We start from the raw sequence: 13,793 nt of genomic DNA, 5'->3' as shown, positions 1-13,793 counted from the left end.
AATCCCCGCTGACAGTTCGGTTGGCCCGAGTCGAGGACGCCGCCCAGATGGCGTGGGTGCATGTGCGGTGCTGGCAGGAAACGTATCGCGGACTCATGTCGGATGCGGTGCTCGATGATCCGAGTTTGCCGGCTGCTCGGGAGCGGTTCTGGACCGCTGCACTCACCGATGAGCGATATCGCCGGAACCGGGCGGCTGTGGCCGAGCGGGACGGCAAGTTGATCGGAATCGCGATGTCAGGCCCGCCGCCGGATACCGCCGCGGAGTGGGTGAGGCAGCTCCATCTGCTCTACGTGTGTGCGGCCGACCACGGTACGGGTGCTGGGCCGGCACTGTTGCAGGCCGTCATCGACCCGACGGAGTCGGCGGCGCTGTGGGTCGCCGATCCCAACCCTCGCGCCCAGGCGTTCTACCGTAAGCACGGGTTCATCGCCGACGGAGTGGTCCAGGTCGAGGACGGGGTACGGGAGATCCGCATGGTCCGCCGTGTGCGGACACCAGGCGGATGCTGACCGGTAGGTGGGCGGCTGCCACAGTGGCTGAGGCCGACGGAGCCGTCAGGCGGTCACGGGTAGCTCGGTGAGCAGCCGTTCGACCCGGTGGCGGATCTCGTCGCGGATCGGGCGCACCGCCTCGACGCCCTTGCCGGCCGGGTCGGTCAGCTTCCAGTCCTCGTAGCGCTTGCCGGGAAAGACGGGGCAGGCGTCGCCGCAGCCCATGGTGACGATCACGTCGGAGGACTCGGCCGTGGCGAACTCCAGGAGTTTGGGGGTCTGGTCGGTGATGTCGATGCCGACCTCCCGCATGGCCTCGACGGCGGCCGGGTTGATCGCTTCGGCGGGAGCGGAGCCGGCGGAGCGGACCTCGACGGCGTCGCCGGCCAGGTGGCGCAGCCAGCCGGCAGCCATCTGGGAGCGGCCGGCATTGTGTACGCAGACGAACAGGACGCTGGGCTTGTCGGTCATCAGATGCCTTTCTGCGGTGCGGAGGTGGCGACTGGCGGTCGATCGTGCTTGCACGTCATGGTCGGCGGCTCCCGGTCGCCTGATCGTCAGCCGGCACGACCACCTGGTCGGCGGCGGCACCGGCGTCGGGGTAGAGGGCCGCCAGCAGGCCGACACCGACGGCGAGACCCACGACCTGCGCCACCACGAAGCCCGGCACGGAGCCGGGAGCGATGCCGGCGAAGGTGTCGGTGAACGCCCGGCCGACCGTGACCGCCGGGTTGGCGAACGAGGTGGACGAGGTGAACCAGTACGCCGCTCCGATGTAGGCGCCCACGGCCGCCGGCGCCACGGTGGCGCGGCCGGACCGGGCCAGCGCGAAGATCAGTAGGACCAGGCCGGCGGTGGCGACGACCTCACCGAGCCACAGGTTGCCACCGCTGCGGTCCCGGCCGGAGAAGCTGACCGCCCTCAGGTCGAACATCAGGTTGGCCAGCACCGACCCGGCGATGGCCCCCGTCACCTGTGCCGCGACGTAGCCGGCGAGCTCCCGGGGGGAGAGGCCGGTGCCCGAGCGGCGGCCGAGCAGCCAGTCGGCGGCGGAGACGACCGGGTTGAAATGTGCGCCGGAGACCGGTCCGAACATCAGGATCAGTACGCCGAGGGCGAAGGTCGTGGCGATCGAATTCTGCAGCAGTTGCAGGCCGACGTCGTCGGGGGACAGGTCGGTGGCCATGATGCCGGAGCCGACCACGGCGGTGACCAGCAGGGCGGTGCCGGTGAACTCGGCCAGCAGGCGCCGCGGAAGTGCGATGGTCATCGGTTGTGCTTCTCCTCGATGGCTATCGGGTGGGGACGTTCAACTCGTCGAGGAGACGCCGTACCCGCCGTTCGATCTCGTCGCGGATCGGCCGGACGCCGTCGACGTCGAGGCCGGCCGGGTCGGCAAGGTCCCAGTTCTCGTAGCGGGTGCCGGGGAAGACCGGGCAGGCGTCACCGCAGCCCATGGTGACGACCACGTCAGCGGCGCGGACCACCTCGTCGGTCCAGGGCTTGGGAAACTCGTCGGAGATGTCGATACCGCGTTCGGTCATGGCCGCCACGGCGGCGGGATTGATCTCGGTGCCCGGTTCGCTGCCACCGGACCAGGCCACGGCCCGATCGCCGGCCAGGTGGGTGAGGAACCCGAGTGCCATCTGCGAGCGACCGGCGTTGTGGGTGCACAGAAACAGGACGACGGGCCGGCCGTCACGGTGATGGCCCTCGACGCGGGCCAGTGCCTGTAGCCGCTGACGGGCGAAACGTTCGGCGAGCAGGGGCAGGTAGTGGGGGATCCGGCCCTCGACGGCGAACTGGTCGTAGCTGCTGTGCAGGAAACGCTCGATCGTCTCGGTGCCGTACGTGCCGTGAAACTCGGCGGCGAGGCGGGTTGCGGCCGTACGCAGGGCCAGACGTTGATCGACCGAGAGGTCCGGGCGGGGACTGCGGGCGAGGTGGGTCATCGTGGGTCTCCGGGTAGGACGGCGGGGGCGAGCCGGGCGACCCGGTCGGCGAGGTCGGCGTAGGCGGACTCGAACGCCGCGTCGGTGTCCACCCGGACCGGGTCGGGAACCGACCAGTGCAGCCGGGGGCGTAGCTGGTCGGTCAGTCCCTCGTGGGCGTTGTCGCAGACGGCGATGACAAGGTCGTCGCCTCGCACGACGTCGGCGACGTGGGCGGTGCCGGTGGGGTCGAGGTCGAGATGGTGGCGGTGGGCCACGGCGACCGCGCGGGGGTGGACCCGGGCCGCCGGTTGCGTGCCGGCCGAGGCGGCGGCTCCGCGGGTGCGGTGTCGCCACAGCGCGGCGGCCAGCTGCGAGCGGGCCGAGTTGTGGGTGCAGACGAAGACCACCCGACTGACCCCGCTCAGCCGGGGGGTGGCGAGGGCGGCGAGCGTCTCGGGGCGCAACTGGAGGTAGGTGCGCCGCCGGTCGCCCTCGGAGCGGACCTTCACCACCAGGCCGGCCTGGGTGAGGACCTTGACGTGGTGGGCGACCAGGTTGGTCGGCATGGCGAGACGGTTGGCGATCTCGCCGGGCGAGGCGTCACCGAGGGTGAGCGCGTCCACGATCGCCAGGCGCGCCGGGTCGCCGAGCGCGGCATGGGTGCGCGCCCGCCCGGCCAACGAAGAAAGCTCAACCTCCATAGACTCAACTATTGCTGACTGAAACTCCGGCGTCAAGGGCGTCGCCCGTCGCGGGGCCGGTTGCTCTGAGCCGGTGACGGACCGAGGTGGTCAGCGCAGCCGACCACGCCCGCCGAACCAGTCCCGCGAGACCCGGGTGTTGAGGGCCAGGACCACCCAGGCCAGCAGGCCCAGACCGACGATCGTGATCGCGCCGAAGAGTCCCAGCGACGCGGCGGCCAGCAGACCCGCCAGGGCGTACGCGGGGTAGGGCGCCCAGCGGCGGCGGGCCGCCAGGCTGACCGCGACCAGCGCACACGCGGTGGCCATCACGGCGAAGAACGCGACGGCGCCGAGGGAGCCGGTCGCGGCCAGCGACCGATGCACCGTCGCGAGTGCGAACAGCAGTGACAGCAGTGCGAAGGCGAGCACGGTGACCCGGACCGGGGTCGGCATCGTCGGGGGTCGGAGCATGTCCCCGTAGCCGCCGCCGGATGCGCGTACGACCATAAAGACAACGATGGACGTCGACGTCTGTCGGGGCGTGCCACTGTCGGCAACGCGACAGCGGACCCGGGCGGCCTAAGCTTCGGCCATGGCGAGGTACTTCGACGTGCACCCGGACAACCCGCAACCGCGCACCATCGGTCAGGTGATCGGGATCATCCGCGGGGACGGGTTGATCGCCTACCCCACGGATTCCTGCTTCGCCCTGGGCTGCCGGCTGGGCAACAAGGACGGCATGGACCGGATCCGGGAGATCCGCCACCTCGACAGCGGCCACCACTTCACGTTGGTGTGTCGCGACTTCGCGCAGCTCGGGCAGTTCGTGCAGCTGGACAACGCGGTGTTCCGAGCGGTGAAGGCGGCCACCCCCGGCCGCTACACCTTCATCCTGCCCGCCACGAAGGAGGTGCCCCGGCGGCTCTGGCACCCCCGTAAGAAGACCGTCGGGGTGCGCATCCCCGCGCATCCGGTCACCCGCGCGCTGCTCGACGCGCTCGGCGAGCCGTTGCTGTCGAGCACCCTGCTGCTGCCCGATGACGAGGAGCCGATGACCCAGGGCTGGGAGATCAAGGAACGCCTCGACCATGCCGTCGACGCGGTGGTCGACGCGGGTGACTGCGGTACCGAACCGACCACGGTGGTCGACTTCTCCGACGGTGAGCCCGAGATCGTCCGGGTCGGTGCCGGTGATCCGACCCGCTTCGCCTGACGTTCCGGCGGGTCCGCCCGGCTGCGTCGACGGTGGCCGGACGATTGCTGGCCGCCACGCCCCCGTACCCCGTGGCGGCCGTCACCCCGCCTGATCCCAACACGCCCGTCTCGGCCGTCGGCGAAGTCCAAACGATTCCGTACGGGGTGGCATCGGATCGATTGTTATCGTCACAACTCGTGGGTGTCATGAAGGCTGCCGTGTCCAACGGGCCACCCGACCCGGGCACGGCCCACAGCCTTGACGAACTGATCGGTTGCCTGCGCGCACTCAAGCTCTGGGCCGGTGATCCCTCGTACGAGACGATCACCCGGCGGGTCAACGAGCGGTGGCGGTCCGACGGTCGTCCCGTCGACGAGATGGCCCGCAGAGGCACCGTCGTGGACTGCTTCAAGACCGGGCGGCGGCGGATCAACGCCGACCTGATGCTCGCCGTGGTGCAGGCGTTGCACGACGAGACGGGTTACCTCGCGCACTGGCGACAGGCACTGCGGGTGAGTCTCGCCGAGACGACCGCGGCCGCCCAGGTGCGGGTACTCGACCGGTTGCCCGACGATGCGGGGGCCTTCACGGGCCGTCAGGCGGAGCTGACCCGGCTCAGGGAGCTGGCCGCGCTGACCGCAGAGCCCGGTCCGGCTGCTCCCGGCCGGGCCGGGCGCGGCGCGGAGATCTGCGTGCTCGCCGGGATGGCCGGGGTCGGCAAGACCCACCTCGCGGTACACGCCGGCCAGTCGCTTGTCGACGAGGGGCACTTCGATACGACGATCTTCGTCGACCTGCGTGGCTACCATCCGGATCCGGGGCAGCCACCGGCCGAGCCGGGCGCGGTGCTGGACGGCTTCCTGCGCCTGCTGGGCATGTCCGGCCACGAGATCCCGTTCGGCCTGGCGGAGCGCGCGACGGCGTTCGAAGATCGGCTCGCGGGCCGGCGGGTGCTGATCGTGCTCGACAATGCAGCCGGTGCGGAGCAGGTACGTCCGCTCCTGGCCCGGTCGGCCGGCACCCTGACGCTGATCACCTCCCGGCGCCGGCTCGCCGACCTCGACGAGGCGGTGCATCTCGACCTCGACCTGTTCACCCCGGAGGAGGCGGAGCGGCTGCTGGTCCGGTCGAACCCGGGCGTGGCGGTGGGCAGCGATCCGTCGGCCCACCGGCGGGTCGCGTTGCGCTGCGGATACCTGCCGTTGGCGCTGAGCGTGGTCGTCGGTCAGATGGGGTCGCGGCCCGGGTGGACGGTGACCGACCACGCCGACCGGCTGGACGAGCGTCACCGACACCGCCGGCTCGACAGCGGTGTGGAGTTGGCGCTGCACCTGTCGTACCAGCATCTTCCTGACCGGCGGCAGACGTTGCTGCGGCGAATGGCCGCGCATCCGGGCGCGGATCTGGACGAGCACGGTGCCGCCGCCCTGCTGGACACCGACCCGGCCGCCGCCGCGGCCGACCTGCGTCATCTCGCCGCCGAGTATCTGGTCCAGCAGCCCGTCGTCGGGCGGTACGCGTTGCACGACCTCGTTCGCGCCTACGCGGGGGAGCGCGGCCGGGAGGAGGACCGACCGGCGGATCGTCGGGCCGCCCTGACTCGTCTGCTCGACCACTACCTGTACAGCGCGGCGGCGGCGATGGAGGCGCTGTATCCGGCCGAGCGTCATCGCCGACCGCCACTGCCACAGCCGTCCCCGGCCGTCCCGATGCTGGACAAGCCCAGGACCGCCCTGCGCTGGCTGGACGCGGAGCGCGCCACACTCGTGGCGGTGTGCGTGCACGCGGCCCGCAACGGCTGGCCTCAGCACGCCGTATGGCTCGCCGGCACCCTGTACGTCTACCTCGACAACGGTGGTTATCCGGCCGATGCGATCACGGTGCACACCGAGGCCGAGCACGCGGCGCGGCTGCTCGGCGACACCGTCGCCGAGGCCACCGCGCTTACCAATCTGGGTGTGGTGTGCTGGCAGTTGGGTCGCTATCCGGAGGGCATCGGGCATCTGGAACGCGCACTGCCGTTGTTCCGCGCGGCCGGCGACGGTCGCGGGGAGGCCCGGGTGCTCGGCAACCTCGGCGTGGTGCACAGCGCGGCCGGGTACTGGGAGCGCGCCGGTGGATACCACGAGCTGGCGCTCGACCGCTTCGTCCAGATCGGCGACCGGGTCGGCGAGGCCAACACCCTGACCAACCTGGGCGCCGTCCAGGAACGGTTGGGCCGCCCCGGTACGGCCGTCGACCAGAACGGCCGTGCCCTGGCGATCTTCCGCGAGCTGCGGCATCTCGGCGGCGAGGCGACCGCGCTGAACAACCTGGGCGACGCCTACGTCGCGCTGGGCAGGTTCGCGGACGCCGTCGAGTGTTACGAGCCGGCCCTCGCCCTCTTCCGCGACATCGGGGAACGGTACGGCGAGGCGTGCGTGCTCAACGGGCTGGGTCGGGCGCTGACCGGACAGGGCGCACGCGACGAGGCGGTCGCGCGGCACGTCGAGGCGCTGACCCTGGCCACGGAGATCGACAGACCCGAGGAACAGGCCCGCGCCCGTAGCGCGCTCGTCCGGCTGGGCGCGCCGGCCGAGGGGTAGGTCGATCGGCTTTCGTTGTTCCCGGCGAAAGTTCGGTCTGCGGTTCGCAAACTATCGACGTTGCTTGAGGTAAGGGCTACGCTCCCAGGCAACAGCCGTCGATGCGAGGGGTGTCATGTCCCGTCGAACCGGAAGGCCCTCCTACCTTGCTGCCCCGCCCGCGCGGCAGCACCGGAAGAGGACGTGGATCGTCGCCACTGCCGCGGCTGCGGTTCTGGTGGCGGCCCCGGCCGGCGGGCTGGTCGGGCACGCGGTCGGTCGACCGGACCCGACGGAGGCTAGCGTGGCGAAGATGCGCCAGGCCGACGCCGAGCGGGACGCGCAGCAGATCGTCGAACTCACCGAGATGGCGCACCGGACGGGCGAGGAACTCGCGCCGATCATCCGAGCCGTCCGGCAGGACGCCGAGGCGGGGCGCGTGCCCGAGCGGGCCCAGGTCGACAAGTGGCAGCAGACCATGCGGCGGCTGATTGCCCAGTTCGCCGACCCGCCATCGGGCATGACCGCCACCAACGTCGCCCGTGGAGGTCTGCGTAGCGCCGTCGACCAGGCGGCCGTCGCGGTCGACTCCGTCGCTCTCGCGCTGGCCGGTCCGGCCACCGGGCGCGCGGAGCGGATGCAGTTGGCCGCGCGGCAGGCGACCCTCGCCGTCACCACGTGGTCGGTCGCCGCGACCCAGCTCGACCAGGTCAACATCGACGCCGGGCAGGGGCACCAGCACGTACACCTCGACGTGGGCGAGGTGGAGGGCGCGCTCGGCCCGGACGGCTCGGCCGAGGGCGCCGGCGGCTGATCGCATCCATCGGCCGGTCGCGTACGTCCGCCGATCTGGCCCGGCGGCTGATCGGGGCCGCCGGCTGATCGCGGTCCACCCCGGCCGCCGGAACGGTTGTGGTCGACAGCGATCAATCATCGTTGGCGACGGCACGATACCGACCCCGTTGATCGAGTCGCGTGAACGTCGACACTTGCGAATCGGTATCGCGTCCGATGCATAATGGGCGACGGGCTGCGTGCGTCGGGGCAACGACCACAGTGATCTGCCGACTTCAATGGAGGCATCTCCATGGCATTGATTCCGGCGGCTGGTGCAGGTTGTAGTGGGCCGTCGACCTCGCCGCCACGAGTTGAGTCCCCGGGAACGGTCAATTCCGAGGTCGAGTGGGACGGCTTCGATCCGGGTGCCTACGTCCAGCACAACTACTCGGTCCTGCGGGATGATGATCGCGAAATCCTCTGTCGGATCAGAGACTTTTTCGCGGGCGCGAAGATTGCCGGCGCACACTGTGTCGACGTCGGCTCCGGCGCAAACCTCTACCCGGCACTGTCGCTTCTGCCATTCGCGCGCAGTGTCGAACTCTGTGAATATTCCACGGCGAATGTGCGTTGGTTGCGTAACCAGATCAGCGGCTATGACGACTGCTGGGACGCGTACTGGCAGGTGTGTGCGGAGCACTCGGCGTACGCGGCGCTGACCGACCCCCGCAGCCACCTGGCCCGGGTGGGTCGGGTGTCGCAGCTGAGCGTATTCGACCTGCCCAGACGGGCCTGGGGCGCGGGCACCATGTTCTTCGTGGCCTGCTCGATCTCGGCTGAGCGGGCCGAGGCGGAGCGCGCGATCGGCCGGTTCCTGGGGGCGCTGCGTCCCGGTTCGCCGTTCGCCGCGGCGTTCATGCTGGGCTCGAACGGCTACCGCGTCGGACAGCACTGGTTTCCGGCCGTGCGACTGCACCGCGCGGAGGTGGTGGCGAGCTTCGCGGCCGGTGCGTACGACGTGGACATGCACGAGGTGCGCCCCACGCCGTCGCTGCGCGACGGATATCTGGGCATGCTGCTGGTCACCGGACGTAGCCGCGGCTGACCTCGCGCATTGTCCGCCCCGGACATCCGCATCGCTCTCACCTGGACGCTTGGGCCAGCTGATTTCGCCGGCACATCGGTACGCACGGCCGTTCAGGTCACGCTCCGGCAGCGATACGATGATGGGTGCACGTCATCGTGGATCATCGTTGGCCAGGCAACATCAGCAACTCCGTTTCGACGACTACAGCAGACGGTGGTGGACCATGCGGATGCAGCCGCGCCAGGAGATTCTCGACATCTGGCGGGCCACGGTGCGTAGCTGTCTACGCAACGGCGAATGGGACTGGGGCGGTCGGAGCGGGTCCAATTCCATCAGCGACGCGGAGCAACTGCTGACCCTGCTGCTGCCGGCGACCAAGATCCCGGTGCTGTCACTCGACGATCCGGACCGGATCGACGAGGAGGTCATCGAGGCTCTCGGCGCGATCGGCGGCGCGATAGAGATTCCCCGCCGGCTGGTCAAGATCATGTCCGAGTACTTCGTCCGCTACACCGACGACAACGGTGCGCCGACCTTCGGTGGTGGCAGCTACCTCACCCCGGTCGAAGGTGGTCCGGACCTCACCGACGAGCAACGCTCCATGGACGTGGTCGACTCGTTCGCGGTGTCGGTCACGCTCACCCTGGCGACCATCGGTTTCGTCAAGATCTACCGCCCCGCCACCCAGCGGGCCGACCTGCGCGCCCAGTTGGACAAGCTGGAGGAGATGGCCAGCATCCGGCTCACCGCGGCCATGGTCGGGTTGCTCCGCAGCTTCAGCACCTCGGTCTTCGCCGCGAGCGACGAGTTCGGCATCCGACTCTGCGACATGGTCAACCAGGACGAGGCGCCGCGCCGTGAGGTGGTGGCCGCGTTGCGGGCGCAGTTGCGGGACACCATGGCTAGCCTGCGCAACGTGGTGGTCGGATCCGGTCAGGTCACCGAGGACCTGGACAGCAGCGAGATGCTCTTCGAGTGCGGCTGGTCGTGGGGGACGATCGCCGGTGCCGATGAGGTGACGACGACCGAGCCGATCGGCCCGCAGCGCGAGGGCTCGGCGGAGAACGCCCCCTACCTGTACTTCACCGTCATCGCGGTGGACGCCATCGACGATCTCAACTCCGAACGTACCCGCCTGCTCGGCCTGCTCAACGAGGAACAGCAGCGACTGTTCCGGATCCTGCAACTGCGCTGGGAGTTGACCCGGAGGTACTGGGCGACGGTGGCGACCTTCGGCAACCGGCGCCGGTGGCCGATCGAGGACATTCCCTGGCGTACCACCGACGGCGACCGGACCGACTACTACACCCTGCAGGCCACGTCGCTGGCGGTGAAAGGGCTGGTCGCCAGTGGTCGCGGCGGTGACGAGGAGTTCGGGCGGATCGGGAACGTGCTGGTGGAGCTGGCACAGCGAGGTCGGATCACCCGGCGTGCCTCGCCCAACGAGGCCGCGTTGGTCGTGCATGCCCCGGGCAAGCAGGTGACCCTGAACGACGCCACCTCCAAGCCGATCATGACGTGGAACGTCAACGAGTTCTCCACGGTGCTGCTCCAGCGGGCCACCACCGTCGCCGGCCTGTTGAACAATGCCCGGCACCGCAGCGAGCTGCTCGAACTCGCGGACGAGGTGTGGGAACACCTCCTGTTGCGGCGCATTCCCGAAGGTCGGCACCGAGGGCTGTGGGATCACGCCGGTGGTGCATTCCCCGAGTTGGCTCCGCTGCCCGAGGCGCCCTCCTGGTATCTGACCGAGCGGGTCGTGCAGGCCCTGGTCAACGCCGGTCAGCTGCTCTGGGAGCGGCAGTTCCCCCGAGCCGTGAACCTCGCCACGTACGCCCAGGACCTCATCGACGAGGCCGAGTACGTGTTCGACCGGGAGCTGATGAGCGGCACCTTCGCCGGTGAGGCGATGCAGCGCAGCATGCGCAGCATCCGGGCGACGCTGCGCCGCGCGCAGTCGCTCGTGGACGACCAGCCGGGCACGGCCGCCGCGCTGGCCAACACCCTGCTGCTACAGCTGAACGACATCACCACCGGCCAACAGAAGGCCAGCGAGGGGATCTGAATGCTGGTCTTCGTCACGTCGCACAAGGGTGGCACCGGACGCTCGGTGACCGCGGCGAACATCGCCTACCGCAGCGCGCTCTCCGGCCGCTCCACCTGTTACCTGGACTACGACTTCGGTTCGCCGACGGCCGGCATCACGTTCCAGATTCCCCAGGCCACAAACGGCATCGAGGGTGCCGGCCCGAACGGCGGTGGCCTGCACCGGTACCTGCGTGGCGAGATCCCGTCCCCGGAGCAGTTGGACGTGTGGGGCACCTCGGAACGGGTCAGCCTGCGGCAACGACCGACCGGGTCGGGTTCGCTGGTGCTGCTGCCCGGGCAGCGCAACGGCAGCGAGTTCGGCTTCACCGACGACATCGGCCGGCGCTGCGCCGAACTCTTCCTCCGGTTGGAGGAGGAGTTCGACCTGACCCTTGTGGATCTGAGCGCCGGTCGGTCGTACGCCAGCCAGATCGCACTGGCGGCGACCGCCAACCGGACCCTGCGCAAGGTGACCGTGCGATGGCTGGTCTTCCACCGCTGGACGCCGCAGCACGTGATGGCGGCGGCGGATCTCGCCTTCGAGGCCGGCGGGATCCTGGCCATGGGCAAGGAGTACGGCCATGAACCGGACCGGCTACGAGAGTCACTGCGGTTCGTGCGGACCGCGGTGATCGACTCGCGCGGGCCGGAGGTGGGCCATCTCGACCTGGCGCAGCAGGCGTTCCTGCGCAGATGCGACGCGGAGCTGGGGGAACTGGCCCGCCGGCGCGGCACCGGCCGGACCAGCCTGCTCGGCGCGGTACCACTGGACCCGCTCCTGCAATGGCGCGAGCAGCTGATCTCGGACAATGACGTGCAGGCCAAGATCGCCAACGCCAGGACCGTGGACGCCTTCGTGGAGCTGACCGAGAAGCTCTTCGACGAGACCGCATGGGAGACCGTGTGATGAGCGTGGATGTCAGGTTTCAGGAGGCAGCCGCGGTACGTCGGACGGAGAGCGTGCCGTACTCGCACCTGTCGGTGGAGTTGGGGCACGTCTACGCCGAGGACTTCGGCGACGGATGCCGGGACCTGCGGCGCAAGTTCGCCCGGATCGCGGACTGGGCGCAGGCGATTCCGGCGCTGGCCCGCCGAGGGCTGCGGCCCCATCGGCAACCGAGGATCAGCACGTGTTTCCTCATCGATGACTACTTCCACCGGTTCGCCACGCCGCGCGAGGTGATCCCGCAGGTGCAGCAGGCCGCGGCGGAGCACGGGCTGGTGCTCGACTACGTGGCCCGCGAGTCCAGCTTCGCCCGCTACGACGACGTCGAACTGGCCCGGCTGGTGGTGGACACACTGGTCGTGGAGCCGCCACGGCACACCACGGGGAGCCGCCCGCCGCTGAGTGAGTCGGGCTGGCTGTCCAACGGCAAGCGTACGCCGGGGCACGCCGACGCGCCCGCGATGACGCTGCCGTTGCCGTGGTCCCCGCCGCTGCAGTCCGGCGACGCGCCGCACTCCATCTTCGTCGACATCGAACTGTGGTCCGACGAGCCGGACGGTCGGGTGTGGGCCTGCGCGCTGCTCGCCTCGGTGTGGCAGATGACCCGGCTGGGTGTGCTGCGGCACCGGGGGCAGACGATCACCCAGCCGTACCAGCTTCCCCCCGACGAGCCGCTGCCGACCGACTGGGACCGCCTACCCGCGATCGTCCAGCTCAATCCGGACGCCACGCCGTTCTGCGGGTACCGCACGGTGACGCTGATGGACACCCGGTACCTTCCGGTCGAGCTGGCCGTGCGGACCATCCTCGGGCAGGTGGCGGTGCCACCGGCGGTCGCGCGGCAGGTCGCCAAGCGGGCCGGCAGTGAGGGTCTGGAACTGCCCGACGAACTGGTCGACCGGCTGAGCTACGTGTTCATCGGGGAGTGATCAGCCGCGCGGTGCCTGCGCACCGCGACCGATCCTGCGGTCCGACGGGCCACTGCCGGCGGTCGAGAACGGTTCGGTGAGCGTGCCGGGCCCGCACGGCTGGGCGACCGCCGCCCGGGCGGCCAGGTCGCGCAGGATGGCCATGTTGCCGACAGTGATCTGATCCCGGATCCAGTTGACCGAGGACTGCCACTGGCGGCTGAACCCGGGTACCTGCTCCAGGCGGTCCCAGATCGGCCGCAGCCGTGGGTCGACCCGGGCACCGGGCAGCCACAGATGCAACAGGTGCTCCAGCACCGGCCGCAGCCGTTCGATGTGCTCCTGCGTCGAGCCGGCCCGGGTCACCGCGGCTTCCACCAGGGCGGAGAGCATGGTGAGCAACCAGTCGTGCAGGGCAAGATCCTCGCAGAGGCCGGCGACCGCCGCCGGCACGTCCTGGGCGCTCACCGTGAGACGTACGGTGCGCAGCGTCGGTGAGTCCACCGCGACGTCCGCCGTGGCGTTCTCGCCCGACTGTTGATGCACCCGGGCTGTCCACCGCAGCCGGGTGCGCGCCGCACGCAGTGGTGGACGCCGGTCCAGCAGGTCGGACATCTGCACACTGTCGAGCACTCGGCCGGTGATCGCGTCCAGGTTCAGCACGTCGGCGGCGTTGCCGTGCAGGAAACCGTTCGTCAGATCGTCGGCGTCGAGTTTGCCGACCGTCTCCAACACCCCCGAGTTGGCCAGGTAGTGCGACCACGGCCGGCGGCGCTCCCCGGCGACGACCTGGATGATGGAGGAGGCCTGCACGATCCGGCCGCCGGTGATGACAGCCCGGGTGACCACCGCGCCCACCCCCCGCAACTGGCGGTTCTTCGCGCTCGGCAGCCAGCAGTCCACACCGGTACGGACGTCGGGTGAGACCGCGTACAGCGACGGACGCCGGGAGGTCAGCACCGCCTCGCCCTCCACCAGGCTGAGCACCTCGGCGCTCTGGTCCTGCGCCAGCGCCGTGCTGTGCTGTAGCAGGCTGGTGTGCACCTCGCCCACCGTGAGCATCGTTCCTCCGCATCGGCACCACGGGGGACACCGGCGGGCATGGGCCTGCGGCCGG

Annotated in this window: 14 protein-coding genes; 8 read left to right on the top strand and 6 right to left on the bottom strand. The window is 70.2% G+C overall.

The features are described 5' to 3' along the window. The first annotated feature begins 47 nt into the window (after window positions 1-47). On the top strand, window positions 48-512 hold the full coding sequence (locus AB0J93_RS24935; protein ID WP_363924778.1) for a GNAT family N-acetyltransferase: 465 nt from the start codon (window positions 48-50) through the stop codon (window positions 510-512). Between the two features lie 45 nt (window positions 513-557). On the opposite strand, the gene AB0J93_RS24930 is transcribed toward AB0J93_RS24935, so the two are convergent. The 5 genes from AB0J93_RS24930 to AB0J93_RS24910 all read right to left on the bottom strand — a co-directional run bounded on the left by AB0J93_RS24930 (window position 558) and on the right by AB0J93_RS24910 (window position 3,618). Next, window positions 558-965 carry an arsenate reductase ArsC gene (locus AB0J93_RS24930; RefSeq protein ID WP_363924749.1) on the bottom strand — a complete coding sequence of 136 codons (408 nt, stop codon included), beginning with the start codon at window positions 963-965 and terminating at the stop codon, window positions 558-560. Window positions 966-1,020: 55 nt separating this feature from the next. Then, window positions 1,021-1,764, bottom strand: a complete 744-nt coding sequence (locus tag AB0J93_RS24925) for an MIP/aquaporin family protein (protein WP_363924748.1) — start codon at window positions 1,762-1,764, stop codon at window positions 1,021-1,023. A gap of 22 nt (window positions 1,765-1,786) precedes the next feature. After that, window positions 1,787-2,446 carry an arsenate reductase ArsC gene (locus AB0J93_RS24920; protein WP_363924747.1) on the bottom strand — a complete coding sequence of 220 codons (660 nt, stop codon included), beginning with the start codon at window positions 2,444-2,446 and terminating at the stop codon, window positions 1,787-1,789. Then, a complete protein-coding gene (locus tag AB0J93_RS24915; RefSeq protein ID WP_363924746.1) occupies window positions 2,443-3,129 on the bottom strand; it encodes a helix-turn-helix domain-containing protein in 687 nt (228 codons plus the stop codon). Before AB0J93_RS24915 ends, AB0J93_RS24920 begins: the two co-directional genes overlap by 4 nt. Window positions 3,130-3,219: 90 nt before the next feature. Next, window positions 3,220-3,618 (bottom strand): hypothetical protein, encoded by a 399-nt coding sequence (locus tag AB0J93_RS24910; protein WP_363924745.1) that lies wholly within the window; start codon window positions 3,616-3,618, stop codon window positions 3,220-3,222. An 85-nt stretch (window positions 3,619-3,703) separates the two neighbouring features. Here AB0J93_RS24910 and AB0J93_RS24905 point away from each other — a divergent pair, with 85 nt between their 5' ends. The 7 genes from AB0J93_RS24905 (at window position 3,704) to AB0J93_RS24875 (ending at window position 12,697) form a co-directional block, all read left to right on the top strand. Further along, on the top strand, window positions 3,704-4,324 hold the full coding sequence (locus tag AB0J93_RS24905; protein WP_363924744.1) for an L-threonylcarbamoyladenylate synthase: 621 nt from the start codon (window positions 3,704-3,706) through the stop codon (window positions 4,322-4,324). Window positions 4,325-4,512: 188 nt separating this feature from the next. Further along, a complete protein-coding gene (locus AB0J93_RS24900; protein ID WP_363924777.1) occupies window positions 4,513-6,891 on the top strand; it encodes a tetratricopeptide repeat protein in 2,379 nt (792 codons plus the stop codon). Between the two features lie 283 nt (window positions 6,892-7,174). Next, entirely contained in the window at window positions 7,175-7,684 is a 510-nt protein-coding gene (locus tag AB0J93_RS24895; protein WP_363924743.1) for a hypothetical protein, read from the top strand. A gap of 273 nt (window positions 7,685-7,957) precedes the next feature. Next, window positions 7,958-8,752: an SCO2525 family SAM-dependent methyltransferase gene (locus AB0J93_RS24890; RefSeq protein ID WP_363924742.1), complete on the top strand. Its 795-nt coding sequence runs from the start codon at window positions 7,958-7,960 to the stop codon at window positions 8,750-8,752. A gap of 205 nt (window positions 8,753-8,957) precedes the next feature. Next, on the top strand, window positions 8,958-10,799 hold the full coding sequence (locus AB0J93_RS24885; RefSeq protein ID WP_363924741.1) for an SCO2524 family protein: 1,842 nt from the start codon (window positions 8,958-8,960) through the stop codon (window positions 10,797-10,799). Further along, complete coding sequence (locus AB0J93_RS24880; protein ID WP_363924740.1) at window positions 10,800-11,729, top strand: SCO2523 family variant P-loop protein; 930 nt, start codon at window positions 10,800-10,802, stop codon at window positions 11,727-11,729. Next, the gene (locus AB0J93_RS24875; RefSeq protein WP_363924739.1) at window positions 11,729-12,697 is read left to right on the top strand and encodes an SCO2522 family protein; all 969 of its coding nucleotides are present in this window, start codon (window positions 11,729-11,731) and stop codon (window positions 12,695-12,697) included. The genes AB0J93_RS24880 and AB0J93_RS24875 overlap by 1 nt, the downstream gene beginning before the upstream one ends. Here AB0J93_RS24875 and AB0J93_RS24870 read toward each other — a convergent pair whose 3' ends face one another. After that, entirely contained in the window at window positions 12,698-13,738 is a 1,041-nt protein-coding gene (locus AB0J93_RS24870; RefSeq protein WP_363924738.1) for an SCO2521 family protein, read from the bottom strand. Window positions 13,739-13,793: the final 55 nt, after the last annotated feature.

The organism is Micromonospora sp. NPDC049374 (assembly GCF_040677165.1).
GTDB lineage: Bacteria > Actinomycetota > Actinomycetes > Mycobacteriales > Micromonosporaceae > Micromonospora.
Note: the sequence above shows the minus strand (reverse complement) of the source record. Positions and strands in the feature narration are given on the sequence as shown.

What these genes read in the sequence shown, in the direction of transcription:
- AB0J93_RS24935 (WP_363924778.1), top strand. Translation starts at nt 48, where the DNA reads ATGGCGTGGGTGCATGTGCGGTGCTGGCAGGAAACGTATCGCGGACTC.
- AB0J93_RS24930 (WP_363924749.1), bottom strand. Translation starts at nt 965, where the DNA reads ATGACCGACAAGCCCAGCGTCCTGTTCGTCTGCGTACACAATGCCGGC.
- AB0J93_RS24925 (WP_363924748.1), bottom strand. Translation starts at nt 1,764, where the DNA reads ATGACCATCGCACTTCCGCGGCGCCTGCTGGCCGAGTTCACCGGCACC.
- AB0J93_RS24920 (WP_363924747.1), bottom strand. Translation starts at nt 2,446, where the DNA reads ATGACCCACCTCGCCCGCAGTCCCCGCCCGGACCTCTCGGTCGATCAA.
- AB0J93_RS24915 (WP_363924746.1), bottom strand. Translation starts at nt 3,129, where the DNA reads ATGGAGGTTGAGCTTTCTTCGTTGGCCGGGCGGGCGCGCACCCATGCC.
- AB0J93_RS24910 (WP_363924745.1), bottom strand. Translation starts at nt 3,618, where the DNA reads ATGGTCGTACGCGCATCCGGCGGCGGCTACGGGGACATGCTCCGACCC.
- AB0J93_RS24905 (WP_363924744.1), top strand. Translation starts at nt 3,704, where the DNA reads ATGGCGAGGTACTTCGACGTGCACCCGGACAACCCGCAACCGCGCACC.
- AB0J93_RS24900 (WP_363924777.1), top strand. Translation starts at nt 4,513, where the DNA reads ATGAAGGCTGCCGTGTCCAACGGGCCACCCGACCCGGGCACGGCCCAC.
- AB0J93_RS24890 (WP_363924742.1), top strand. Translation starts at nt 7,958, where the DNA reads ATGGCATTGATTCCGGCGGCTGGTGCAGGTTGTAGTGGGCCGTCGACC.
- AB0J93_RS24885 (WP_363924741.1), top strand. Translation starts at nt 8,958, where the DNA reads ATGCGGATGCAGCCGCGCCAGGAGATTCTCGACATCTGGCGGGCCACG.
- AB0J93_RS24880 (WP_363924740.1), top strand. Translation starts at nt 10,800, where the DNA reads ATGCTGGTCTTCGTCACGTCGCACAAGGGTGGCACCGGACGCTCGGTG.
- AB0J93_RS24875 (WP_363924739.1), top strand. Translation starts at nt 11,729, where the DNA reads ATGAGCGTGGATGTCAGGTTTCAGGAGGCAGCCGCGGTACGTCGGACG.
- AB0J93_RS24870 (WP_363924738.1), bottom strand. Translation starts at nt 13,738, where the DNA reads ATGCTCACGGTGGGCGAGGTGCACACCAGCCTGCTACAGCACAGCACG.